Source organism: Ktedonobacter racemifer DSM 44963, from assembly GCF_000178855.1.
GTDB classification, from domain to species: domain Bacteria; phylum Chloroflexota; class Ktedonobacteria; order Ktedonobacterales; family Ktedonobacteraceae; genus Ktedonobacter; species Ktedonobacter racemifer.
Window position 1 is genome coordinate 2,052,496 of sequence record NZ_ADVG01000001.1, and the last position, 24,122, is coordinate 2,076,617.

21 protein-coding genes and 1 pseudogene are annotated in these 24,122 nt (G+C 53.7%); 10 read left to right on the plus strand and 12 right to left on the minus strand.

Going from position 1 to position 24,122, the window contains the following annotated elements:
* The first annotated feature begins 194 nt into the window (after positions 1-194).
* The 5 genes and pseudogenes from KRAC_RS61135 (at position 195) to KRAC_RS08995 (ending at position 6,031) form a co-directional block, all read left to right on the plus strand.
* Complete coding sequence (locus KRAC_RS61135; RefSeq protein ID WP_007906239.1) at positions 195-1,868, plus strand: sensor histidine kinase; 1,674 nt, start codon at positions 195-197, stop codon at positions 1,866-1,868.
* A 58-nt stretch (positions 1,869-1,926) separates the two neighbouring features.
* A complete protein-coding gene (locus KRAC_RS08980) occupies positions 1,927-2,319 on the plus strand; it encodes a response regulator (protein ID WP_007906240.1) in 393 nt (130 codons plus the stop codon).
* Positions 2,320-2,649: 330 nt separating this feature from the next.
* A pseudogene (iscB, locus tag KRAC_RS08985) lies at positions 2,650-3,887 on the plus strand (RNA-guided endonuclease IscB).
* Positions 3,887-4,123 (plus strand): transposase, encoded by a 237-nt coding sequence (locus KRAC_RS79375; protein ID WP_420795794.1) that lies wholly within the window; start codon positions 3,887-3,889, stop codon positions 4,121-4,123. The pseudogene iscB and the gene KRAC_RS79375 overlap by 1 nt, the downstream one beginning before the upstream one ends.
* Positions 4,124-4,528: 405 nt before the next feature.
* A complete protein-coding gene (locus KRAC_RS08995) occupies positions 4,529-6,031 on the plus strand; it encodes a leucyl aminopeptidase (protein WP_007906242.1) in 1,503 nt (500 codons plus the stop codon).
* 113 nt (positions 6,032-6,144) lie between these two features.
* Here KRAC_RS08995 and KRAC_RS09000 read toward each other — a convergent pair whose 3' ends face one another.
* On the minus strand, positions 6,145-7,104 hold the full coding sequence (locus KRAC_RS09000; RefSeq protein WP_007906243.1) for an ABC transporter permease: 960 nt from the start codon (positions 7,102-7,104) through the stop codon (positions 6,145-6,147).
* A gap of 401 nt (positions 7,105-7,505) precedes the next feature.
* On the opposite strand from KRAC_RS09000, the gene KRAC_RS09005 reads away from it, so the two are divergent.
* The 3 genes from KRAC_RS09005 to mntA all read left to right on the plus strand — a co-directional run bounded on the left by KRAC_RS09005 (position 7,506) and on the right by mntA (position 9,299).
* A complete protein-coding gene (locus KRAC_RS09005) occupies positions 7,506-7,778 on the plus strand; it encodes a MoaD/ThiS family protein (RefSeq protein ID WP_007906244.1) in 273 nt (90 codons plus the stop codon).
* Between the two features lie 30 nt (positions 7,779-7,808).
* On the plus strand, positions 7,809-8,222 hold the full coding sequence (locus KRAC_RS09010; protein WP_007906246.1) for a molybdenum cofactor biosynthesis protein MoaE: 414 nt from the start codon (positions 7,809-7,811) through the stop codon (positions 8,220-8,222).
* A gap of 240 nt (positions 8,223-8,462) precedes the next feature.
* Positions 8,463-9,299, plus strand: coding sequence for a type VII toxin-antitoxin system MntA family adenylyltransferase antitoxin (gene mntA, locus KRAC_RS61145; RefSeq protein WP_007906248.1), 837 nt, complete (start codon positions 8,463-8,465; stop codon positions 9,297-9,299).
* A gap of 104 nt (positions 9,300-9,403) precedes the next feature.
* Here the strand turns inward: mntA and KRAC_RS09020 are convergent, their stop codons facing one another.
* From KRAC_RS09020 to KRAC_RS09050, 7 genes are all read right to left on the minus strand, one after another.
* On the minus strand, positions 9,404-10,861 hold the full coding sequence (locus KRAC_RS09020) for a tetratricopeptide repeat protein (protein ID WP_083814568.1): 1,458 nt from the start codon (positions 10,859-10,861) through the stop codon (positions 9,404-9,406).
* 182 nt (positions 10,862-11,043) lie between these two features.
* Positions 11,044-11,787, minus strand: coding sequence for a GntR family transcriptional regulator (locus KRAC_RS09025; protein ID WP_007906252.1), 744 nt, complete (start codon positions 11,785-11,787; stop codon positions 11,044-11,046).
* A gap of 155 nt (positions 11,788-11,942) precedes the next feature.
* Positions 11,943-12,299 carry a thioredoxin gene (gene trxA, locus KRAC_RS09030; protein WP_007906254.1) on the minus strand — a complete coding sequence of 119 codons (357 nt, stop codon included), beginning with the start codon at positions 12,297-12,299 and terminating at the stop codon, positions 11,943-11,945.
* 538 nt (positions 12,300-12,837) lie between these two features.
* Positions 12,838-13,593: a Bax inhibitor-1/YccA family protein gene (locus KRAC_RS09035; protein WP_007906260.1), complete on the minus strand. Its 756-nt coding sequence runs from the start codon at positions 13,591-13,593 to the stop codon at positions 12,838-12,840.
* Positions 13,594-13,837: 244 nt separating this feature from the next.
* Entirely contained in the window at positions 13,838-14,062 is a 225-nt protein-coding gene (locus tag KRAC_RS09040; protein ID WP_007906261.1) for a hypothetical protein, read from the minus strand.
* 254 nt (positions 14,063-14,316) lie between these two features.
* Positions 14,317-15,015 carry a hypothetical protein gene (locus tag KRAC_RS09045; protein WP_007906262.1) on the minus strand — a complete coding sequence of 233 codons (699 nt, stop codon included), beginning with the start codon at positions 15,013-15,015 and terminating at the stop codon, positions 14,317-14,319.
* A gap of 197 nt (positions 15,016-15,212) precedes the next feature.
* Positions 15,213-15,476, minus strand: a complete 264-nt coding sequence (locus KRAC_RS09050; RefSeq protein ID WP_007906263.1) for a 4Fe-4S dicluster domain-containing protein — start codon at positions 15,474-15,476, stop codon at positions 15,213-15,215.
* 266 nt (positions 15,477-15,742) lie between these two features.
* Here KRAC_RS09050 and KRAC_RS09055 point away from each other — a divergent pair, with 266 nt between their 5' ends.
* Complete coding sequence (locus KRAC_RS09055) at positions 15,743-17,104, plus strand: GNAT family N-acetyltransferase (RefSeq protein ID WP_007906265.1); 1,362 nt, start codon at positions 15,743-15,745, stop codon at positions 17,102-17,104.
* A 69-nt stretch (positions 17,105-17,173) separates the two neighbouring features.
* Here KRAC_RS09055 and KRAC_RS61150 read toward each other — a convergent pair whose 3' ends face one another.
* Together KRAC_RS61150 and KRAC_RS09065 are read right to left on the minus strand one after the other, a co-directional pair.
* Complete coding sequence (locus tag KRAC_RS61150; protein WP_007906267.1) at positions 17,174-18,928, minus strand: serine/threonine protein kinase; 1,755 nt, start codon at positions 18,926-18,928, stop codon at positions 17,174-17,176.
* 165 nt (positions 18,929-19,093) lie between these two features.
* The gene (locus KRAC_RS09065) at positions 19,094-20,125 is read right to left on the minus strand and encodes an aminopeptidase (protein WP_007906269.1); all 1,032 of its coding nucleotides are present in this window, start codon (positions 20,123-20,125) and stop codon (positions 19,094-19,096) included.
* Between the two features lie 505 nt (positions 20,126-20,630).
* Here KRAC_RS09065 and KRAC_RS09070 point away from each other — a divergent pair.
* Complete coding sequence (locus KRAC_RS09070) at positions 20,631-21,236, plus strand: YbjN domain-containing protein (protein ID WP_007906270.1); 606 nt, start codon at positions 20,631-20,633, stop codon at positions 21,234-21,236.
* A gap of 107 nt (positions 21,237-21,343) precedes the next feature.
* On the opposite strand, the gene KRAC_RS09075 is transcribed toward KRAC_RS09070, so the two are convergent.
* Both KRAC_RS09075 and KRAC_RS09080 read right to left on the minus strand, forming a co-directional pair.
* Complete coding sequence (locus KRAC_RS09075) at positions 21,344-21,637, minus strand: hypothetical protein (protein WP_007906272.1); 294 nt, start codon at positions 21,635-21,637, stop codon at positions 21,344-21,346.
* Between the two features lie 114 nt (positions 21,638-21,751).
* Positions 21,752-23,749, minus strand: coding sequence for a protein kinase domain-containing protein (locus KRAC_RS09080; protein WP_007906274.1), 1,998 nt, complete (start codon positions 23,747-23,749; stop codon positions 21,752-21,754).
* Positions 23,750-24,122 lie beyond the last annotated feature (373 nt).

Consider the following 24,122-nt stretch of genomic DNA (forward strand, 5'->3'; position numbering starts at 1 on the left):
GCGTGAGCAAGCAGATCCACCTCGACGAGCAGCTTGTAGCGTACATCTACTTTTCCGTGAGACCTTTTCCCCATGGGGTCTGCACGCGCACCTTCCTGGAGCTTCGTGTGTGCAGATTTGCGTACACGTGGTAAGGGGAGGACGAGCTGGCACCCCGTCCTCTCCTTGCTTTTCGCGGTGTTAGAAGGGGTCGCATGCGTTTTCTATCAAGATTATTCAAGACAAAGTTAATAAATGAACAACGATCAACATCAGCTCCGGCCTCAAGTCCACATGGTGCATTCGAAGCAGAACATGCCTTCAGCCAATTTACCCAGTCGCTAGCACATGAAAACCAAGCCATCGTCGAGCAAATGAACCACCTCCTGCTCATGAATGATGCTTTTATTTCGACACTGCATCTTGAGCCGCTCCTTGGTGAGATTGTCTCACGCCTGGGAACCATTATGCAGTCTACCCATATCGCGTTGCTGCTCTATGGCCGTGAGATGCCTGTGCCCTGGGCTGTTGCCCACTGGGAGCGTCCAACAACAGAGAACGATGCACGGGCGCAAGCTAGCGCAGGCATGACTCCATTCAATGGCATACGCTTTGCCCAGGCCAAAAATATTAGCGTCTACGCCGACCCGAATCGCGATATTACGCTTGCCGTCACGACAAAGATGGCCGCCTTGCCCGCGCGTGGTAGCGTAGCATATAACATGCCAGAGACCAACACAAATAGCGCTTTCGCGTCTCCGTTCCCCTCATCAGGGGGAATAGAGGCAAACCAGACTCCCATTCCAGGCTCAGCCCTGCGCGAGCTGGATATGCTCCTGGCACACCTGGTTATCCAGAGTCAGAAAATCACCTATGGCGAGGATGTTACGCTCGTCTATCAGGAGAGCCAGGAGCATTGGGCCGAGCTGGCACTTGAGATGGGGTACCATTCTGTGATCGCGGTCCCGCTCTTGCTCCAGGATCAGGCAATTGGCGCAATAATGCTCTATGCGCAGGAGCCACGACCTATTCGTAACCATGAAACCTTCCTGCTCAGCTCAGCCTCTATTCAGGCTTCAATGGCTATCCAGAATACGCTGCTCTTCTCCGAACTCAAGGAGAAAAACGCAGCCCTGGAACAGGCTAATCACTTAAAGTCACAATTTCTGGCCAATGTGACACATGAGTTACGCACGCCCCTGCATAGTATTATTAGCTATGGCGCCCTACTGCTGGAGGGCTATGTCGAGGGTGAGCTAAGCTCAGAACAGGAAGAACACATTCAATTTATGGTCCGGCGCGCCGAAGACCTCTCACACCTGGTCGACGATATGCTTGACCTCTCAAAAATTGAGGCCGACCGCATCGAGATGAAACCGGAGGCCCTTGAGCTGAGCGTTAGCCTGAGCGAAGTCGTCAATCAACTCAAGCCCATGGCGCTCAATAAAGACCTGTATCTCAACCTGGAGTGCGACCCCCAGGTTCCCAAAGTGCTTGCGGACAGCCATCGCCTGCGCCAGATCGTACTCAACCTGGTTTCAAATGCCTTAAAGTTTACCGAAAAAGGAGGCGTGACAATCCACTGCCAGCATATGCCCGAACGCGCCCAGGTCCTGATCTCAGTACATGACACTGGTATTGGCATCTCGCCTGCCGCCCTGGGATATATCTTTGAAGCGTTTCGCCAGGCCGATGGAAGTACAACGCGCCGCTTTGGCGGTACTGGCCTGGGCCTGACTATTGCGCGAAAACTGATCGAGTTACAGGGCGGAGAAATAGCCGTCGAGAGTATTCCTGGCCGAGGATCAACCTTTGCCTTTACCTTGCCCGTCGCCGCATCCATTAGCCCGTCTACACGCACGCCCGAAGCGCAGCGTCCATTGGCATAAAATCAGTACAAGATCCAAACCGTTAGCAGACTACAAGTTAGTAAGGGGGTAGATAGTGATGTTTGAAAGTACACCACCAGCCACGCCACAACGTACCATCCTCATTATTGAAAATGAGATCTCGAACCGCATCTTGATTGAGCGCGTGTTATCGACACGTGGCTATCGTTGTATCTCGGCCTCCAATGGACGCGAGGCTCTCTCCATTCTTGATCGCGAACACGCCGATCTCATCCTGACTGATCTCTCCATGCCCGTACTGGATGGCTATCGCACCACCCAGCTCATACGCTCTCGGCCCGGCATGCAGCAAATACCCATTATCGCGGTTACCGCCTACGCCCTACATGACGAGGGGGAGGCTGCCCGCGAAATCGGATGCACAGAGTACCTGACCAAGCCTTTCAAGCCACGCCAGCTGCTTGAAATTGTTGGGCGCCTGCTTCCCTGAAGAGAGAGTGAACTACCACTGAGCTGAAGACGCAGCGGCTTCTTCGGAAGTCGTCGGGTCTGCGGTTTGGGAGCTTTTTCGCAAGCTCAAGTTCACCAGACTCCTCATCAGAAATGATGAGACCGTTTGAAAGGTCATGACACCTGCGGTTGACGCATCAGACCGCTGCTCTGTCGCCTGGGTTTAAGTAGGGCTGAGGAAAGGCCCGGTGATCCAGGTGCAAAAAGCCTTTTGAACACTGTCGAGATGAGGTCGGATTCCCTGCATGGTCACAGTGCAGGGATACGCATCACCCGGCGCTTGCCGGAGCATTTTTCCGAAAGGAATCGTCTGAACATGGTCTATGTCCTCTCACCAGATAGGACGCCGCTTATGCCTTGCTCTGCTGCGATTGCCCGTTTGTTGCTCAAAGAGGGAAAGGCCAAAGTCGTCCGCACAGCCAGAGCGTACCTACACCCAACCCTTGACCTTGGGAGTGGATACCGGGAGTGCGGTGATTGGTTCGGCTGTCGCGGATGAACAGGGCAGCATCTTGTATCTTTCTGAAGTGGAAGTGCGCAATGATATTGCCACGACGATGAAAGAACGAGCCACCCATCGTCGAGATCGCCGCAACCGAAAGACACGCTATCGGCCTGCGCGCTGGTTACATCGAAGGAATTCCATCAAGACTGGACGCTTCTCCCCGACCATGAGAAGCAAGATCGACGCCCATCTGCGAGAAATCCACTTTGCGCACTCCTTCTTGCCGATCTCGTCCATTGTGCTGGAAACAGCTACCTTTGACCCGCATGCGCTCAAAAACCCGGAGGTAGTGCGAAAGAAGTGGCTCTATCAGAAGGGTATCAATTACGGCTTTGCCAATACCAAAGCCTATGTGCTCACACGGGATGGCTACACCTGTCAACACTGCCAGGGGAAATCCAAGGATCAACGGCTCGAGGTGCATCACATCATCTTTCGTAGCCAACACGGAAGCGATGAGGAAAGCAAGCTCTTGACGCTCTGCAAGACCTGTCATGATGCCCTTCACGCTGGGACTATTACCCTCAAGCGCACCGGAAAGAAAAAAGGGGATTTGCTGCACGCGACCCAGATGAATAGCATCCGCGTGCAATTGTTGAAACTGGTTGAGGCGGAAGAAACCTGGGGCTTCGTGACGAAAGAACATCGATTGCTTGCGGGTTTGCCCAAAGAACATTGTTTTGACGCGGCCATGATTGCGACACGCGGAAATCGGCCTGTTTTCCAGATACAAACGGTGTTTGTCAAGAAATGCATTCCAGATGGAGAGTATCAGCAAACCAAAGGAAAGCGAAGCGAGCAACGGATCCCGACAGGAAAAATCCAGGGATGCGCGCAAATGCGACAAAGTGCGTTATCGAGGTCAGGAATACTTTATCAAAGGCCGTATGTCTACTGGTTATGCTATTTTGATGATGATAGACGGGAAAAAGGTCGATTTGAAACCCATTCCCAAGTTTGAGAAGATGAAGAGAGTGAGTGCGCGATCCTCATGGATGACCTGTCAAAGCATCATGCCAGGTTCCTCATGCTCTCTCATCTGATGTTCGTGTGCAAATACCGGAAAAAGCTGCTTCTCTTCTCTGGAAATGAGGAAAAACAGGTATTTGAGGAAATTGCAGCTCGCTCAGAGGTTTCTTTTGAGGCACTTGAAGTGGATCAAGATCATATTCACTGTTTGGTGAAAAGCGAACCTCGGATGCGCACCGCTGGCCATCGTCGGCAGACGGAAACACATCTCGACCATGCAACGTTGGCAAAGGCATGCGCAATGCGTTAAAAGGGCAATTTTGGAAAGAGAGGACATTCTGGAGTGATGGGTACTTCTGCTGCACCATCGGGAATGCAAGCAGGAGACTATTCGCCAGTACATTGAAAGCCAGGGATAGGAGGAAGGAGCGGCGTTCATCCACGAGGCTGAAGACCTCGTGGTTTTCTCGCCGTTCCCCGTATAAATAATAAAAATAAGCGCTTTGACCTTGCGGAAAGCAGGTAAACTGCAATATCATACAGAGTGTACCCATCCCATACATACGCGACAATCTTAGCCGCGGTGTTTATTTGTCCTCTATCGCCCGGTTCAGCCTTGAACAGTAGCGATAGCAGAGAAGGCAATCTTCCCGTCTCACGAACCAGGTGCCAGAACCCGTGTCAAGCGACGAGAAGGTTTCTAGAAGGTGTTTGTATGGATCTTCGTGTAACAACCCAATCCGTAAACGAAATCTCAAGCGATGTCCTCGTCATCACGGCCACGCGTGCCGCTGGTGAGGCAAAGGGCATCCAGCTCTCCTCCGCCGGACAGGCCATTGATCAGGCTCTGGGCGGCGTCATTAGCGAGTGTGGCACAAACGAAGAGTTCAAGGGCAACACAGGTGAACTGCTCTCCATCCACACGCTGGGGAAGCTGGCAGCTAAGCGCATCCTGGTTGTTGGTCTTGGCGCAGTAGAGAAGGTCGAGCCACAGGCGCTACGCAAAATTGGCGCCAGCATTATCCGTCACCTACATAGCACCAATGCCCGCAGCGCGACCCTGGCCCTGGCAGAGAGTTCCGCTGTCGCTGAGACCGCGCAGGCTCTGACGGAGGGCATTTTCCTCGGTGCCTACGCGTTCCGCAAGTACCAGCAGAATCAGAACGGGGAGCGCAAGCTCAAAGACGTTCAGCTACAAACGTCCGAGAGTAATAAAACCGCCGTCGAAGAGGGTGTGCAGAAGGGCAAGATCTTCGCGGAAGCCACTAACTTTGCCCGCGATCTCGTCAACGAGCCTCCACGCGTCCTGACCCCCACCGAGCTTGCCAACCGGGCCAGCGCCATGGCGCAACAATACGGTCTGGAGTGCGAGGTCTTCGACCAGGCGAAGATTGAATCTCTAGGCATGGGCGGCATCCTTGGAGTCACCCAGGGCAGTGTCGAACCACCACACTTCATCATTCTGCGCTACCGTGGCGCCCCTGAGAGCCAGGAGAAAGGTCTGGCCCTCGTCGGCAAGGGTATCACCTTCGATAGTGGTGGCCTCTCCCTTAAGCCCGCTGGCAGCATGGAGACGATGAAGAGCGACATGGGTGGCGCCGCCGCCGTTATCGGTGCCATGCAGGCCATCGCCGCGCTCAAGCCGAAAACCAATGTCACGGCCTTCGTGCCCACCTGCGAAAATATGCCCAGTGGAAGCGCCTTCCGTCCAGGCGACGTATTACGTCTCATGAACGGCAAAACTATTGAGATTCTCAATACCGATGCCGAGGGGCGCCTCATTCTGGCCGATGCGCTCTCCTATGCTTCACAGGAGGGTCATTCACCAATCATCGACCTGGCAACGCTCACAGGTGGTATCGTCGTTGCGCTCGGTAACGTCATGTCGGGCCTCTTCAGCAATGATGAGGGTCTACAGCAGGAGATCATTGCGGCAGGCCAGGCCGTGGGTGAGAAATACTGGGCCATGCCCCTCGACGAGGAATATGGCGAACTGGTCAAGAGCGATATCGCTGACGTCAAACAGACGGGTGGTCGCGGCGCCTCCTCTGTGACGGCGGCCAAGATCCTCGAACATTTTGTGGGCAACGGCGCGAAGTGGGCGCACCTGGATATTGCAGGCACGGCCTTCTCTGAGAACGCCAAAAACATGGAGAAAGGCGGCACAGGCTTCGGTGTCCGCACCCTGACAGAACTGGCCCTCAGAAACGCACGCTAGGCGCTTTATACGCCACATCAGATACAGAAAGAGGCCCTCGCTCCCTTCATATGCGTCAGGGAGCGAGGGCCTCTTTCTGTATCTGACATTTCAGGTACGCGTCTGATCCTTCACTAATCGAGTTTAATGCGTGGATCAACGACGGTGTAGAGCAAGTCAGAGATGAGGTTGCCCAGAACGACACAGGCCGCAACCAGCAACACTGAAGCTTGAATGACTGGATAATCACGGTCGTTAATGGCCTGCAAGCCAGTTGAGGCGACACCAGGGATATTGAAGATCTGCTCAATAAAGAACGCGCCAGCAATAACCAGGCCAAATGCCAGGCCAATCGAGGTCACCAGCGGGATCAGGGCATTGCGGAAGGCATGGCGATAAACGACGACACGCTCAGCCAGGCCCTTCGCACGAGCGGTACGCACATAATCCTGGCGCAGGGTCTCCAGGAGCGTTGTACGTGAATAACGTGCGTAGAACGCAAAACCGACAAGCGCAAAAATGAGAATGGGGAAAAGCTTATACTTGATATCATCAGGCCCGTACTGCCAGAGTTGGCCCCAGTTTGCCACCGGCCACTGGGCACCGGTCCATTTGTCGAACCAGACAATGCCTACCTGGGCGAAAATGGCAACAATAAATGTCGGCAATGCCCAACATACCAGGGCGATACTCATTAACAGGGTATCAACCCATTTATTGGCCTTCAGGGCGCTGACGATACCAACCGGAATACCAAGCACCAGGGTAAGTACAGTCCCCCAGAAGCCCAATTCAGACGAGTAGGGGATACCCTGAAGAATCAGTTCAGAGACGGGGCGTCCCTGGGTATGGAAAGAATACCCAAAGTCCAGGTGAACGGCGCCAGTTAAAAAGCGCCAATATTGCTGGTACCATGGCTGATCCAGGCCATACTGATGTTTTAAGGCCGCATAAAGAACGGGATCCTGGTGCTGACCCAACAGCGCCCGGATGGGGTCGCCAGGAGCAAGATAACCTAGAATGAAGGTAATAAACGAGACGCAGAGAACGACGAAGAGAAACCCAATGAGCCGCTTCACAAGAAATTGAACCATGTTGTACTCCTTTTCGCGGAGGAAAGTACTTTGACAGAGGTGTCGGGCGATGGCCTACAATTTCTCAAATATTTCTATTTGCTGCCATCCACTATATTTACCAGATTTTCTACGTTCTGGCAAGAGAAATTGAGGGAAATAGCCAAACATTTCCTACTAAAAACAATTGTTGCTTGTAGATTGCTACTATTCTATCAGGCTGGTTCTTTCAATTTATATATACTACGTCTCATAGCAGAACAAACATCACCACTTCTAGCAGAAAGTCATCCTTCATCTCCTCTGGCGTTTGTCTCGGCTCGCGCAGCGATCCGAAGGGTAAGGTGTGTGCGTGGAAAACGGCCCTGCGGGCCGTTTTCCACGCACACACCTTACCCTTCTTTTGTGCTATACTGAGAGCCATGAAAATTCGCATTCGCTATTTTGCCTCCTTACGCGAGGTTACAGGCCAGAGCGACGAGCTACTGGATATAGCCGATGGAACGAGCATCGCTGAGATCAAAAAAGACCTGGTGACGCGCTATCCGCGTTTACAGGACATCCTGGAGCGCTGCCTCTGCGCGCTCAATCGCGCCTATGTCCCGCCAGAGACAGCATTGCATGAGAACGACGAGCTGGTCTTTATTCCGCCTATGGGTGGCGGGAGCGAGCCACAAGACAATGGCGCGTCGTAAGCAATCCATCAGAAATATCAGGAGAGATGTATGGAGCCTATTATCCAACTAACCCATGCGCCCCTTGAGCGTGACGCGCTTGTCGCCGCGGTCAGCCATCCCAGCGCAGGCGGCATCGTCGTCTTCGAAGGGGTTGTACGCGACCATGCGCGCGGGAAACAGGTACGCCACCTGGAATATGAGGCCTATGAAGAGATGGCACGCCAACGCATTCAGGAAATTATTGCGGAGGCAGAACAGCGCTGGGGAGTCGAGCGTGTCGCCGTTGCACATCGCTTTGGACGCCTGGAAATCGGAGAGGCCAGCGTGATTATCGTTGTCGCCAGCCCTCACCGCGCCGAAGCCTTCGATGCCTGCCGCTATATCATCGATACGCTCAAAGCCAGCGTCCCTATCTGGAAAAAAGAGGTCGCCACCACTGGAGAGGAATGGGTAGAAGGTTAGCCCCAACCTTCTACCCATTCCTCTCCACATCGCCCCATCGATCTTCCTTCATCCAGAGTGTTTCTTCCTGGCATATATCCCCCAAAGCGCCTTTTTTATGGTATATTTTAAGTAAAGAAACACTCCCTTACAATTAACAATGAAGAGTTCAGAGAGTTCAAGGATTTCATTAAAAAAGCCTCCTTGCCGTGTTCGCCAACGACCTGAGACAGGTCCCCGGATGAAACTTGGAGATCGTTGATGAACTTATTCGAAAAACAGACTCAATTGACTCAGCTCTTTGCGCAGAATCCCGTTAATGCCGCCTACCTGACGGGTTCGCTCTCCAATCGTGCCTCCTTTGGTCAGCTCAGTGATGTTGATATCGCCATTCTGCTCATGGACCAGGTCAAAGCCGATCAGTTTCTCGACTACCAGCTCTACTTCTTCAGCGAGCTGGCCAAGCGCCTGGAGTCCGAGAGTATAGATGTCGTCATTCTCAACAAGGCTTCTCTCCTCTTAAAGTCTCAGATCATCAAACATGGTCAGATTCTCTTCAGCCGCGATGAGCGCCAGCGAATCCTCTTCGAGTCGCGCGCCGTCATGGCCTACCTCGACTTTAAGAAATTTGACGAGATGCAGAATCAAGCGCTTAGCCGTCGCTTACGTGGCCCCGCACGCCAGCCTGTCGATCCTGAACTTATCCGTCCACCACTCGCAAAACTTAGGGAGGCTATCCGCATTCTACGCAACTTGCAGGCCGAACCACGCGAGACATTCTTAAACGATCATCGCCTCTATGGACTGGCCGAGCGCTACCTCCAGCAGGCAATCGAGAATTACCTCTACATCTGTAGCGTCTTCGTGACCGCAATGGGGCGGCCCAAACCTGATGATTTCCATAATCTACTCAGCAGCCTCGCGGCGCAGCAGCTTATCCCACGCACGCTAGCCTTTCGCCTGGAGTTGCTCACTAATCTGCGCGAAGAGCTGCTTCGCACGACCTCGCCTCAAACACGAGAGCTGGTCTACGAGCATCTCCAGTATCGCCTGGAGACACTCGAGGAGTTCAGCACCGCAATCGAGGCTAGCCTATAATCTATAGCCTATAATCTCTAACCTCGCGCCTGGCTAAAAGAAATGAAGCGTCCTGGAAGCCGTAGGATTTCAGGACGCTTCATTTCTTTTATGGTTTGGAACCGCTAGGCCCCGGTCGCGGAACGTAGTTCCCGGGCCTGGATGCGGGCCTCCTCAGCCTCGTCGCCGCGTCCAAGTGCGTCGTAGACCTGGGCCAGCGTCTCATAGGCTACTGTGAGCGAGGGATCCATGGCGATGGCTTGCTGCACATACTCCAGGGCCTCGTCGTAGCGCTTCTCCGTCAGCAGGGTGTCTGCCAGGTCGTTATAGTAATCGGCATTCAAAGGATCGGCATCAATGGCGTTGAGATAATTTTCAATCGCATCATTGGGGCGATTCAAACCATCATAGGCCACAGCGAGCTGATAGTACCCTTCCGGGTCGTCCTCAAAGCGCTCCAGCAACTGATGAGACACACGCATCGCCTCATCATGGCGCCCCAGCGAGTTGTAGGCCTCCGCCAGGCCCGCGAAGGCGGCTGCGAGATCGTCATCCTGCAACAGACCCTTGCCTGTATCCACCATGTTCTGGTAGATGGGGAGCGCGTCGGCATAGCGATCCGCCTCCAGGTAAGCCTCCGCCAGGCTGAAGCGTGCCGTTGTGCGCTGCGCATCTAGTTCAACTGCGCGCTCATACGCGACGATAGCCTCATTTGTGCGGTCTTGTAAGGAGCGCCAGAAACCCAGTTTCTCCCATGCGTCGGGATCCTCTGGGTACTGGTTCGCGATACGCTGATAGATCTCTGCCGCCTGCTCGGCATCACCCATCTGCTCGTACACTGCCGCGAGCATATCGTAGCCAGCACGCCCCTGGGGGTCAAGCGCGATCATCTGATTGGCCAGCGAAAGTGCCTCGTCATAGCGATGCATATCAAGCTGAATGCTTGCCAGTTCCGCATAGCGCGTGGGATCGGCGGGATCCTCATCGATGCGGCGCTCCTGCTCCATCATACGCCGGTACTGGTCGTTCACGCGCTCGCGCACGTCACGCAGATTGTCAGCCGCCAGCGTATTATCTGGATTGAGCATCAGGGCCTGCCGATAGGCCTGAATAGCATCACGATAGAGGTTTTGCAACCTGTAGGTATCACCTACGCTCAAATAGAGTTCGTCGCTCTGGGGATCCAGTTCCAGGCCCTGCTGGAACGTCTCCAACGACTCCTCATACATGCCAATCTCGCCATAAAGGTTGCCCAGATTGATATAGGAATCGATCAGGTTTGGATCGAGATCAATAGCCCGACGATATCCGGCAATTGCCAACTCTGTATCGCCGAGGTACTGCTGCGCCAGGGCGAGATTGTAACGCGCACGCGCATCCTCAGGATCAGCCGCCACGGCACGCTCAAAGCATTCCGCAGCGGTCTCATAGTCTTCGTTGGCCGCGGCGTTATTGCCGCGGTCAGTCCAGGCCTGCCCATCCGCCGGATCAGGCTCGCGCATCTCCTCGCGGCTGACAAAGTGCAGCGGAAAGGTATTATTGCCCGACCCGGAGTTTTGTGTATCTTGCTCGTTATCCATCATTCTCTCTTTTACTTCTCATTATTGCACTGCAGACAAAAAAGTCCACATACATCATGCCACAACAACGCTACCAGATCACACATGCTCTACTTCTGTTATAAGTAGGCGCACCCACCTCAACATACTGTAACAGCCGTGCCAATCGGGATACAAGGTATGGTCCATGCCCAGCAATAATGGGTTTACTTGGTAACGCGCAAAGTCAAACGATATTCGAAACGGTCGCTGGGATAAAACGCCTCGGTAAAAGCAATGGGCGCTCCCGTCTCATCAAAGGTCGTGCAGGCTGAGCGCATACCACACTCACTCTCTTTAATACGCAGCAATTCAGCCTCACGCTTCGAAGGCAGATCACCTTTAAAGGCGTGTTCAACCATGTAGGGGACAAGTCCTTCGGTTGACATCAAGTGATAGAGAGAACCATCTCCCGCCTCTTTCGCACGCTGGTAGAGGTTGGATGAACGAGGATAGGGCAGATAGTTCACTTCATACGCTACTGGCTCATCATTGGCCGTGCGCAGGCGCTCCAGGCGCACCACCTGCTCCTCATCACTCAGGCGCAGTTGCTCGCGCACCTGTTGTGAGCCACGTACCAGTTCGCTGACGAAAAGCAAGCCTCCAGGCTTCAGACCACGGCGGCGCAGTTCCTCAGAGAAGCTAGTCAACTCACTGGCGACGCGCTGCTGTACGCGTGGCTCACAGACAAATGTGCCCCGCCCATGCTGTCGATACAACAACCCTTCATGTACCAGTTCGGTCAATGCCTGGCGTACGGTCGCACGGCTTACATGATATTGCGCCACCAGCTCTGGCTCCGATGGTATCGCCGTATGCGGCGCGAGATGGCCTGCCTGAATCTGCTGCTTAAGCACTTCCTTTAGCTGATAATACAGTGGCAGTGGATTTGATCGTTCCAAAATTGGCATATACGGTTCCCCTTATGTCCATACAACAGTTAAAAATGAGATATGTATTGTATGTGTATGGGAAGAATAATATCACAAAAAAAGGAAAGCGTCGAGTGGTAATACGGGCAAAAATGCAATCTGGCCCCCGAAGGGGCCAGATTTATGGTATAGGTTTATGCGGTAGCAGCACCACTTTCCGCCAGGATGCGGTCGATGTCGGCCTTCAATTTCGCGGGCTGCGCAGCACCGACCATGCGGCCAATGATCTCACCACCTTTGAAGACCAGCAGGGTGGGGATCGCCTGCACACCAAACTGGCGCGGCACGTTGCCGTTCTCATCCACATCCATCTTCGCGAATACCAGTTTCCCCTGGTACTCATCGCTCAGGCGCTCGTAATGGGGTGCGATCATGCGACAGGGGCCACACCAGGCTGCCCAGAAGTCCACGATAACAGGTGTTGAAGACTTCAACACCTTCTCCTCAAAATCCTGGTCGCCAACATAAATGAGATTGCTATGTGTGCTCATACTCTCTTTTTGCGACGTCAACCCTCATTTCCAACGCTCTTTCCAATTAGAAGGGGAAAACGCCACGCTCCTTTCTCTCTTCACTTTATTTTTTGCGGGCCAGGCGCAAGAAAAACGCTGGCTACCATCAGTTTTTACCGGATACAATCGCGCATCTACTGCGACAACATCACAAAATTGTGATATTGTAAGGCTACCCCTGGCTTCTCCGCCTTGCCTCAGTTTTTTATGGCCGAAGCGGCATTTCTACCAGTAACTCTTGACTGCTACTCAGGAAAACAAAACCTTTCCTCATTCTATTCCAGGTTTTTCCCATGAGCTTGCGCGTCTCGCGACAACCTACCACCAGTATACGTGTTCAGCAGGAAAAAGTGAAACCCTATCGCCTCTAGGTCAGGGCCTTCCAGTCCTCTTCTCGCTCTTGCCTCGTCTCGCTACGCTCGCCTCGGAGCGTCCCGCCAAAAATAGGCACAGGGCGTAAGGGGCAGAAAAAAACAGGGGCGACGCAACATGCGTCGCCCCTGTTTTTTTCTGCCCCTTACCGGTTATTCCCACGCTGGAAGATTGAGAGGATCTCCAGAATGTACAGGAAGAGATTTAGAACCGTCAAGAAGATGGAGATTGTCAGGCCAATCGCGTTTGGCGTGGTATCGGCCATATACTTGGCGCGCTGAATATAGAACAGCACAAAGCCCGAGAAGATGGCCACGCCCACAAAGGCGATCACGGTATAGAAAAGTGGCGAATGGAAGAAGAAGCCGATCAGGCTGGCGACAATCAGCAGGATTAAGCCCCAGAAGAGATAGTCTCCCAGGCGCGAGAAATCGCGCTTCGTCGTCCAGGCATAGATGCCCAGTCCAAGCGAGGCTACTGCTGTGATGGCAAAAGCCTCAAAGAGAATACCCGATGCGTGATACAGGTAATAGCCCAGCAAGGGCGCCAGCGACAGGCCCTCCAGGAAGGTGAAGCTGTAGAGCAGGAAGAGATTGATACCGGGTCGCTGAATAAGAAACTGGAGCGCGATAAGCACCACCAGGCCCAGCAGGGCAAACAGAATTGACGTTCCACTTGACAGACTAATGGAAATGCCGAAAAAGGCGCCAATCGAGGCCACCAGGAACGAGAGACCCAGCATATTGAGCACTTTGGCCATCAGGCTGCTGGACTGGGCCGATGTATTGCTATACCCATAGGGCAGCGTTTGATACTGATAAGGCGAATCAAAGCGGCTCCTACGGCGGTTGCCACCCCCGAAGGGATTGCCGTACGGATTATTGTTTCTTGGATTGTACATAAGTCTACCTCGCAGACAAATCTAGCAAAAGCACACGCTCTCTTCTATTAGAGCATACGGCACGTACTCTTTGCCAGCATACAGGGGCAGGGCACACATCTCTATTGCGCGCCTTTACACGTCTACTCACTAGCATATACGTACATAGACGGCTCGAAGTTGCTTCTCTTTCCCTCCAAACCGGCCCACAGACCAGGCTAACAGAGCGCGTACAGCAAGAGAACCCACATAGGCATCCAGAAAACTAGCGCAATGCCTGCGGAGGCAGGAAGGCGTTGCCGCTCGTGCCCTGTGCCTCTAGCTCACGTACGGGCTGTCCATCTGGCGCAGCGTCGGGTATATTTGTGATACTGCAAGCTGGATGCTTGGTATCGGCATGCCAATATAAAACGCTCCCATTTGGCTTATACATCGGGCTTTTACAACGGGGACAGAGAAACGTTACCGGGACATCCTGGTCCATGGTCATATGGCACTCCCTCATATCGTCCTAAGCAAGCAAAAAGAGCAGTACGATACCAGTATGATATTGCGCGACACGGCTACGGTAGACGACAATACATATGACAGTTATCCATGATGCATAAGAATGCTATAGGGGCACATCTTGTGCCCCTATCCCTCAACTGGATACGCGATCTTGTCGGGGAACATGCCCAGGAAGACGTAGAAAGGCACCCATACATTCGCCACCATTCACTTCAACCACTAGAAAACGAGCCGCTACATTACACTCCACACACCACATATTTCGCAGAACGCGACACCGACCTCGCCAAAGTTCTTACTGCGCGTATTCCAGTTATCATAGACAATCGCCAGAGAGCCACAGCTCCAGCAGCGCGCGCGCCCACCAGCTTTGCTCTCTTGCGTCAGTTTCTGTAATAGCGTCTTACGCGCCTCGTCTGAGCCAGTATAGCTAGGGTTATATGCCAGGTGTAGCAGGTTCCCCAGCGGCAAATTGATCTCGTGAGTTGGCGTCGGCAATGCGGGTGGGGTCACCACTGGTGCAGGCGGCGGAGTCTGAGGAATCACCGGCTGGGTCGTGCCATTGAGCGCATTGGCGGACGATAAAGGAGGGCGACGGAAAGTAGGGCGGCGCGTAACCGGAGGAGGCGTAGACTCCATTGCAGGCAGATACTCTGGCCGATCCCCTCTAAACTCGGAGCGATGCTCACCGCTGAAAGGCGGCACAACGCCCGTAGACTGGTTGGGCGCTGCCTGCTGGTAAGGAGGGTAATTGACCTCACCACTTGCCCCACCCGTTCCATTCTCGGCGGGAGCTGACTTCTTCTCACTTGTTTGCTCGGTGGCGGGCGTCTCCACAGCCTCAGCAGCATTCTCTGCTTGCTCAGCGGGATTCTGGTTAGTATTCTCGGGCTGTTCAGGTGGATTAGCACGTCTACGTCGAGTTATTGGCATTGGGGTACGCTCCATACAGAAGATAAGTGTGTACACTGAAAGAATGTAGCACCTGTATTATATCACAGCACGTAGAGATGAAAAAGATATCGGACAACAATGGGAGCAAGCTCGCTCCTCTGTCTATCGAAACGTTGCTTGCCCCATAGATACGCAAATCGAAGATATGGTGATGCCATCCCGCTTCAGCGCGGGTATTAACCTCGATTGAAGAACTCAGCGTTGATCTTAATGTAGCTCTTCCACTCGTCAGGAACAGCCGACTCTTCAAAGATGGCTGTCACCGGGCAAGCGGGTTCACACGCGCCGCAATCGATGCACTCATCAGGATTGATGAAGAGCTGCTCCGCTTCTTCATATCCAGGCTCGTTAGAAGAGGGATGAATGCAGTCAACGGGACAAACATCGACGCAGGATGCATCCCTGACACCAATGCAGGGCTGAGTAATCACATAAGCCATGTCCAGCTATCCTCCTCTTGGCCTACTATGCAAGCCAAAGCCAACATAGGCGGCTAAGTTCTATTTTTAGTCTGTTTCAGTATAGAGGGTTGTGCAAGCGATGTCAAATGCAATCCCTTTCTCTGAGTGCCTTCACGCCTGCGGCGCTCGGGAGAATAGTGTGTAGCGTGAGGTGCGATCATAGTCGCACCTCACGCTACACACTATTCTCCTTGACAGAGGCTCTCCTCCATGCTTATAGTTACTTTAAAAAGGGATATTTTACCATGCATTCGCAAACGGCCGCGTCAAGCTCGTACCGCAAGGAGCTCGGGGATGGGCTGGTGCTACGCTGGTCGACGCCAGCCGATACAGAGCGCCTCACGCAACTGGCAGCGCATGTCTTCCGCGACAAAGCCGAGGAGCCTCCAAACGAAGATATGGGCGCGTACGCACGCGCTCTCATGCAGGGCGATCACCCTCTTATGAGTTCCTATGACTTTGGACTCGTTGAAGATACCCACAAAGAGGGGAATCCTGTCGTCGCCTGCGCGTGTCTCTGGCGGCATGAGTGGGAATACGAAGGCCTGCGCTTCCCGGTGGGACGTCCTGAGATTGTGGCGTCCGACCCCCAGTATCGCAATCGTGGCTTGATTCGCGAACTCTTCGCGCTCCTGCACGCACGCAGCGAGTCCGAGGGGCATCCCGTACAGGCCATTACCGGTATCCCCTATTTCTACCGCCAATTCGGCTATGAGTATGCGCTCGACCTGGGTGGAAGTTGTACCATCAACCTGGCGCTCCTGCCACAACTCAAAGCAGGCGGGCAAGAGACTTGCCAGCTTCGGAGCGCTACACGTGCAGACATTGACTTCATCCAGCACTGCTATACTCGTCGCCAGGCCGATAGCATCGTCTGGAACAGTCTTCCCGATGCCTTCTGGCAATACCACATTGACGCCTGGCACCAGGTTCCACTCAATGTGCATAATGATTTGCAGCTTATTCTTGATCCAGCCGGGGAGCGCCTCGGCTACGTCTTCGCCATGGCACGTCGTGGGGGACCCAGGTTCACCGTGTGGGCCATGGATATCGCGCCAGGTGTTAACGCACAGCAAGTCATGCCCTCGCTCTTGCACGCACTCAAAGCCCTGGGCGAACAGGCCATTGTGACACAGACAAACGTTGGACCACTACAAAAGCTCTCGCTCAGCCTGGGAGGCTCGCATCCACTTTATACCGTAATCAGCAAACAACTGGTACCCGTTATAAACAAACCATACGCCTGGTATGTACGGGTACATGATCTTCCAGCCTTTCTCTACCGCCTGGCTCCAGTTCTAGAGCGTCGCCTTGCCGCCTCGGCTCTCGCGGGATATAGCGGTGACCTCAAACTGAATTTCTACCGCGATGGCGTACAGCTCACCTTCAAGGCGGGAAAACTTGAGCAGGTCACGCCCTGGCGTGTTCCCACCTATGAAGCGAACGCAAGCGCTAGCTTTGCCCCCCTGGTCTTCCTGCAACTACTCTTTGGGTATCGCAAGTTAGAAGATCTGCGCTATGCCTTTCCAGATACCAATGTTGCCGATGAAGCCGAGGCGCTGCTTGGCGTACTCTTCCCCACGCGCCCCTCTTTCGTATTTGGCTAAGAATAATTGGGAATGGGATATGCCCTGGCAGCCGCAGGCTGCCAGGGCATATCCCATTCCCAATTATTCTTAGTTCAGCGGCTTTTGCTTCTTCAGTGAAAGGACATGTAACTGCGAGAAGGCAACCTCGGTATCCTTCTCCTCCACATACAAGCCAATCTGACCATTGGTCAGCAGGGCAGCCCCTGGCAAACTATCGGTTACCGCCGATCCTACATTCTGGCCATTAATCATAAAACGAAAGGTCGAACCAGAGGCCTCAACATGGAGCTTGTTCTGCTTTCCCACTCCAATGTTGAGCATGGGGGCCGGACCTGAATCCAGTGTCGTCCACTGATGGCTGGCGGTGCTATCGTAACGCAAGAAGATGTACTGTCCATTATCCGAGGTAAGAACCTCAAAGAGATAATAACGCGCCTGGTCCGGGTCGGCACGCAGGACAAGACCATAAAAGTCGCCGCCATCAGCGGACGAAGGGGTACGTACCTCCTGAGTCACGATGTCCAGGCGAAAATCGCTAAACTCTTGCTGCTGATACAGTGAGATCAAGGGAATCTGTTGCGGTAAAGTATTCACTACATGATAGCGCGCACTCGTCTTGTCAAAGAAAAACGATTGGCTCAAAGGCCATGCCGAGTGCTCAGAGAAGAGGTCTGGGCTGGAGACCACTGGCGTTCGGACCTCCCCTTTGGCAGCAATAGGCGGAGCCACGAGATGTCCACCCATCCAGCGTACGGAGAGTACCCCCGTTAAGGCCACCATGGCGCTCATCATGAAGAGCAGGAGCGCGACTCCTCCCAACCAGAGTTTGCGCCGGGAGGCACGAGCACGCCTACGCCCAGGAAGTGAGGGCATCAAGCTGCTATGGTTCGCGACTTTTACCCTGTGGGGGCTTCCTTCGCTCCCAGACGCCGATGGAGAGCTGGAGAAAGGTAAACGCCTGGGCTGTGCTTGCCGGGCCAGGGCGTCTGCAAACGCCTCGCTGAACGCCGTAGCACTTTGATAGCGATCCTCCGGCACCTTGGCCAACGCCCTGGCCAGCACACGATCAACTGAGGGTGGAATATCCTTGCGCACCGCTCCCGGCAACAGAGGCTTTTCATGCACATGCAGCAGCGCCAGGGCAATTGTTGAGTCAGCGTTGAAGGGCAACCGGGCCGTGAGCAAATAAAAAAGGGTGATACCGAGAGAATACAAGTCTGAACGTCCATCCACAGCCAGACCCATTGCCTGCTCGGGCGAGATATAATCTGGTGTTCCCATCAGCATCTCGCTACGCCCCTCCCCACTGTGTCCCTCTCTCTGGGCCTGCGCAGCCTGGATGCGCGCAATGCCAAAGTCAGAGAGCATCACCTGTCCATCATCTGTCAAAAGAATGTTCGCGGGTTTGACATCACAATGTACAAGCCCCTGCGCGTGCGCGTAATCCAGGGACTGGGCGATCTGAGAGAGATACTTCCGCACCTCGCGTAATGTAAGCGCACCTCGCTTCTGTACATGCTGAGCAAGCGTGCCTCCTGAAATATACGGCATCACGATATAAGGCAGCCCATCCTGCTCGCCATAGGCATAAATGGGTAAAATATGTGGGTGATCGAGTGCGCTGGCGGCCTCAGCTTCGTGGAGAAAGCGGTCGTAATATTCGCGCAACATCTGCCGATCCATCGTCTGACGCGGCAGGAAAACTTTCACTGCTACCTTGCGCTCTGGCTCAAGCTGTTGCGCGAGAAATACCGCGCTCGACCCCCCATAGCCCAGTACCTGCTCCAGCCTGTATGAACCAAGCTTTTTGCCAATGAGGTGCTGCCCTCTTGCCACGGCCATATGGCATCTCCTCTTTCATTCTTCCCAGCTGCGGCTCAGGTCTGGGAAGTCCGTCGAAGTGCTCAGTTGCTCATCGAGAGGTGAGCTGGTAGGGATGTGGTGTGTCCTGGCTAGTCTGAAACTGCCAGGGTCCACTACACCCCTACCAGGAACCAGAAAACCAACCTAGAGTGTGAATACTCCATCGCGCATGATGATGCGCCCATCGATCTCAATTGTACATTGAGTAGGAATGACGTCGACATGCACCTTGGCATTCCAATCCGCGCCAGTAAACTCGGGATACGGATTGCCGAAGGCCACATGCAGTCCTGGCATCTTCTCGTCCTGCAACAGGTTACCAACCAACCGCTTTAAGCTGGTCAGAGTACCAATGGCGAACTCGCCCGCACGATTGCCATTAGGCGTCGAGAAGAGATAATCATGCACTTCCTGCGCCAGGGTTTTATTCGCACTGCTGATCTCTGTAATATACCCATTTTCCACTTTAATGGTCAATGGCTGCTCAAGTACCCCGTATTTCTCCGAGAAGAAATCTCCCAGCACTTCGCAGACCAGCACGCCATCCACGCTGGCAGGTGCGGTAAAGACCTCGCCCTCGGGCAGGTTGCCCCAGGTCCCAGGAGTTGTATAGCGCCCATGGCAGGGTATCCACTTCCACTCAGGGTGGAAGGTCGCGCTGACATCGGTTCCCTTGGGCGAGGTCACGCGAATATGTTTCGCTTCGCGGACAATCGCGTAGACCTTGTTTGTCATGGCAAAGACTTCGTCGTAATCAGCACACATCCCATCCATCATCAACTGCTCGTCGATGCCGATCATATGGCCATGACGCACCCCCAGTTGCTGCAAGAATGGTAGCAAAGGGATACGAAAACTAATCTCGCCCGGCTGCGCGGTCGCGATATAGAAGGTCACTGTCGGCTGCGCCTGTTGGATCGTCTGACGAAACTCGTCGGTAAATACGGTAAGTGGGCGCGAGCCAAACTGCTCCAGGAGTACGGTTTCGACCTGGGCGTGGCGAGCGCGGGCCGCCTGGGCAATCCGGTCCGCAATTGCCTGGCGTGCCTCATCAGTAATAATAAAGACGCGATCTGTCTCGCCGATCCCCATACACTTGACCGCGTTCTCCGCCCCACGCTGCAAGCGAGCATCAAGGGCGGCATGCGTATTCGTCTGTTGCTGTTCAGTACTCATCCTAGTTTCTCCACTCAGCACTATACATTACTGTTCTTCTCGTCTTCATCAAAGTAGGACATGACCAGGGTCGCTCTCTAGCTTTACCTCTCCATTTTCTGGAGCAAGAAAAGCCATCGGTACGCCCTCTATAGAGGGTTATAATCGGGCAATGACATCAGCCTTCCCCCTGGACACCTAACAGTACTATAAGCATACATTACTTCTATCTGGCCTGTATATATTCCATCAAAAGCGTATGCAAGTCTTCATTTCCCAGTTTTCAGCGGCTCCGCCAGGCTGCTTTTTTGCCTGAAACGAGCACAGCAATATGTTATACTTGGACAAATAGCTGAATCTACATCTATAGACAGTGAGAACCCAACCACATGGTGCTGCTCAGCAACACAGCAGAAGAGAGGCAGTCACGAGACGATCCTTATATCCCCTCCTTCTTCAGTAGAACGCAAACTAGCAGCATTTCTCCAATAATATGGACATGGAAATACGAAGGAGCAGAGACCTCATGTCACACAGCTTTGGCATTCCACAACTTATAGACTATCTCAATCGCATGGGCCTGAAAATCACTCGCATCGATGAGCAGCAGGAATTGTTAGAGATGGTCTTTCACGGTGAGCATGGCCAGTGGCGTTTAATCGTCGGGCTACAGCGTCGCGATGATTTACGCAAGTTGATGCTGGTCGTGCCTCACTTCATGCGCGTCTCCCAGCGCAAGCGCCTGGAATGCCTGGAGGCATTGATGGCCGTCAACTATCGTATCGCGATTGGAAAATTTGGTGTGGATCTCGAAGATGGTGAGGTGCGCCTGGAAGAAACGATTCCTCTCGCCACCCACTATCTCTCCTTTGAGCAATTTCAGCTGGCAGTTGGCGCCATCATGCAAACAGTGGGTATTTATCATAGCCTCTTCCCCCGCATCATTCAGCAGAATCAACCCATCCTGGAGGCCATCCAGGGCTGTGAACGTGAATTCTTCCAGTCAAGTCAGGAGAGCACCGATACAGAGCAATATGCCTCTCAGCAGACAACCACGGAAGAACTGCCTGACCTAAATGTGGAGGACATTCTTGCCGAGGTCACACGCATACTCGAGAGCCAGGGTAAATAGACACTGAGGCGGCCATTTGCTACCGCTCGCCCAGGAGAGGCCAGGATCGGCTCTGCGCTCTATTTTCGTCTCCGTCTCTTAGTTCCTCTCTATGCAGAAGCTAATCGCTAGCGGGTTTGCTTATGCTCCGTATTATAGTGACCATTTTGCGAGTGACCATTTTGGCGCGCGCGCGCATGCAAGCGACTGGATGAGTCCTCTTTATCCTCGCCAATCGCTTCCAGGTACTCCTCCTCACTGGAAGAGATCGGATTGAAGGGGACCCATGCATCTAGTTTCCGCGTATGCTGGCGCGTGCCCGTGCGTGGTTTATGGTAGTAACGCAACAACACAAGCCCACCCCACCCTAAAATAGCCAGTGCGACGATGAGGCCGAGATATGTAATCAGCATCGGATTCATGAAGCGCAGATCCTTTTCTCTCCAGGGAGCAACAATAGACAGAATTGTATTGTAGCGCCTTGTACAGCCGTTAGCAAGCTAGCATACGTCACCCGTGCCCTACCCCTGGTGTCGCTACGAGATCACAAGCGTGCCATCGCCATTGACCTTTACACCCAGCTTAGGAAGGGGTTTGGTGGCAGGCCCCTGGACAACCGCCCCGCCATTGGCAGGATCAAAAACTGCACCATGGGCTGGGCACACAAGCATCTGTGTCCCCTTGTCATAGTTGACGCTCACCCCCACATGGGTGCAGGCGCGCTCAAAAGCCACAAATGTCCCATCCGTCATATGCACCAGGATACTCGCCTTCTGATCCACGGGATTGGTAAAGTTAAGCGCGCCATTGGCTGGCAACTGGTTGACTCCTGGCAGCGAGACGACATTTCCCGCTCCAGATTTCGGAGCGCCCCCAGAACCAGGTTGTGGCTGTGTTCCCGTGGTTGCCGTCTGGCCCTGTCCAGTCTTGGGAGCAGGCTGTGCCTGGATTCCTGGCAAGGCTGGATGCAGCACAAATGCCAGACCCGCCAACGCGACGCCGCCCGTGGCCAACGACGCTAGCACACGTCTCCGATTTACAACGCGTGAGCCAGAGCGCTGCCGACCAGTTTCAGGCGGAATAACAAGTGGACGCTTTACGCTCTGTGGACCACGCACATCAGGCGACCACTCAAATTCGTCACCATCAGCCAGGGAGAGCCAGGGATCGGCACGCTTTCCAGAAGACAGAGGAGGTAATACTGGTAGCTGTTGCTCCCATTCCTGCGCCTCCTGCCTTTGGACTCGTTGCTCATAGGAGGACGCGGCACGTCGCGGCGCTGTTCGTCCTCCCTGCGCTCCTGACCGCGTTCCTCTGTCTGGAGGTAAATCAATTTCGCTCTCGACATATTGTTGGGGCACGACAGCGTCGGGAGGTGGAAGAATGACTTTTTGTGCTCGAGGAGACTGCGGAAGCACTAGAGCATCGTGCTGTAGCACTGAGGCAGAGCGGGCAACCTGCTCCTCCTGTAACATATGCGCAAGAGGCGCAGCCAGTGGCTTCTGCGACTCAGGGAAAATATGCAACGCAGGACTTTTACCCGTAATAATGGGAGGCAAGAGCTGCCAGGGGTCTCGCTCATCCTGTAGCTGCTCGTCTTCGCGTTGGGGCTTCTTATACAGCGCCGGGCGGGCGCTCTTTCCCAAGCCGCGCGCGACCTGGGAAAAGGCCTCGGCGAGTTCTTCCACTTGCGCAAAACGACGCTGCGGCTCTTGTTCTAATGCCTGCTTCACTACAAGTTCTAGCGCGATAGGCATATCAGGACAGAACCCACGCAGCGAGGAGAGAGGTTCCTGCTGCATCTGCTGCAAGACCTCTGCTGGCTTCTTCCCAGCAAATGGGACGCGCCCACACAGGAGTTCAAAGAGGATCACGCCCAATGCATAGATATCTGAGCGCACATCAACCTTCTCGCCGCGCAAAACCTCCGGAGCAAGGTATATCGGTGGCGTGACAAACGTGCCAGCCACGCTCAGGAGATGCGCGAACGGATGCTTATACTCTTCAATACCATACATCTGCTGGATATGCATCAAACCGAAACCAGCCACCTGCATCGTTTCCTGGGCACTCTGAACGATATTGGCAGGCTTGAGAGCCCCATGCACAATATTACGTCGATGTGCATAGCTGAGTCCCGCAACTACCTGCCCAAGGATCTGTGCCACGTCCGTATATGCCGGGCGCTCTTTCCGCTTGATGACATCTACCAGCGAACCATGCATCATATACGGCGTCAACATATATGGATAGCCCTGGTATATGCCATGCGCATATACGGGCAGAATATGTAGATGCTTAAGCCCCTGAAGTTTACCTGCCTCGCGCTCAAAGCGCTGTTGAAAACGCTCACACGCTTCAGAGGAAAAATGCTCTGGCATAATAAAAAGTGTGAGTGCAACATGCTCCTGTGTAGAGATCTGGCGCGCCAGGTATACAGCCTGCAAACGCCCCTTCCCCAATAAACGCTCGACGAGGTAGTCATCCCCACCTACAATTTGTCCTACAAGCTGATCCACTACAAATGTGTGCATATGCAACTCCAGATACGGTCTACCATTCGATTATGCATGCAAGAGCACCCATAGAAGCTCGCTTTTCTTTAGTATCCATCCAAAGATGCTCTTTTCAGGCTTTAATCTCTTACAATCAGTCTACATACCGCATCAGTGCACGTCAATGCGTTCCGCACGAAGTAGGACTTGTGGGTAAATCAAGCGTTTGATGCTCATAACCAGCATGTGCATAAGAGAGAAGACATAAAACGAAGAGCTTGATGAAGCAGGGACCTATAGTTCCACCACCCCCAGCGGTCGGGAGGGAGAGAGAGGAGAACCCGACCGCTGAATGAGGACGATACGGAGGAGTCTATGGGGATTGGGAGAGCATTTAGAACCTTTGTTCTAC

Coding starts and splice junctions, on each gene's coding strand:
- KRAC_RS61135 (WP_007906239.1), top strand. CDS start 195: ATGCGTTTTCTATCAAGATTATTCAAGACAAAGTTAATAAATGAACAA.
- KRAC_RS08980 (WP_007906240.1), top strand. CDS start 1,927: ATGTTTGAAAGTACACCACCAGCCACGCCACAACGTACCATCCTCATT.
- KRAC_RS79375 (WP_420795794.1), top strand. CDS start 3,887: ATGTTCGTGTGCAAATACCGGAAAAAGCTGCTTCTCTTCTCTGGAAAT.
- KRAC_RS08995 (WP_007906242.1), top strand. CDS start 4,529: ATGGATCTTCGTGTAACAACCCAATCCGTAAACGAAATCTCAAGCGAT.
- KRAC_RS09000 (WP_007906243.1), bottom strand. CDS start 7,104: ATGGTTCAATTTCTTGTGAAGCGGCTCATTGGGTTTCTCTTCGTCGTT.
- KRAC_RS09005 (WP_007906244.1), top strand. CDS start 7,506: ATGAAAATTCGCATTCGCTATTTTGCCTCCTTACGCGAGGTTACAGGC.
- KRAC_RS09010 (WP_007906246.1), top strand. CDS start 7,809: ATGGAGCCTATTATCCAACTAACCCATGCGCCCCTTGAGCGTGACGCG.
- mntA (WP_007906248.1), top strand. CDS start 8,463: ATGAACTTATTCGAAAAACAGACTCAATTGACTCAGCTCTTTGCGCAG.
- KRAC_RS09020 (WP_083814568.1), bottom strand. CDS start 10,861: ATGATGGATAACGAGCAAGATACACAAAACTCCGGGTCGGGCAATAAT.
- KRAC_RS09025 (WP_007906252.1), bottom strand. CDS start 11,787: ATGCCAATTTTGGAACGATCAAATCCACTGCCACTGTATTATCAGCTA.
- trxA (WP_007906254.1), bottom strand. CDS start 12,299: ATGAGCACACATAGCAATCTCATTTATGTTGGCGACCAGGATTTTGAG.
- KRAC_RS09035 (WP_007906260.1), bottom strand. CDS start 13,593: ATGTACAATCCAAGAAACAATAATCCGTACGGCAATCCCTTCGGGGGT.
- KRAC_RS09040 (WP_007906261.1), bottom strand. CDS start 14,062: ATGACCATGGACCAGGATGTCCCGGTAACGTTTCTCTGTCCCCGTTGT.
- KRAC_RS09045 (WP_007906262.1), bottom strand. CDS start 15,015: ATGCCAATAACTCGACGTAGACGTGCTAATCCACCTGAACAGCCCGAG.
- KRAC_RS09050 (WP_007906263.1), bottom strand. CDS start 15,476: ATGGCTTATGTGATTACTCAGCCCTGCATTGGTGTCAGGGATGCATCC.
- KRAC_RS09055 (WP_007906265.1), top strand. CDS start 15,743: ATGCATTCGCAAACGGCCGCGTCAAGCTCGTACCGCAAGGAGCTCGGG.
- KRAC_RS61150 (WP_007906267.1), bottom strand. CDS start 18,928: ATGGCCGTGGCAAGAGGGCAGCACCTCATTGGCAAAAAGCTTGGTTCA.
- KRAC_RS09065 (WP_007906269.1), bottom strand. CDS start 20,125: ATGAGTACTGAACAGCAACAGACGAATACGCATGCCGCCCTTGATGCT.
- KRAC_RS09070 (WP_007906270.1), top strand. CDS start 20,631: ATGTCACACAGCTTTGGCATTCCACAACTTATAGACTATCTCAATCGC.
- KRAC_RS09075 (WP_007906272.1), bottom strand. CDS start 21,637: ATGAATCCGATGCTGATTACATATCTCGGCCTCATCGTCGCACTGGCT.
- KRAC_RS09080 (WP_007906274.1), bottom strand. CDS start 23,749: ATGCACACATTTGTAGTGGATCAGCTTGTAGGACAAATTGTAGGTGGG.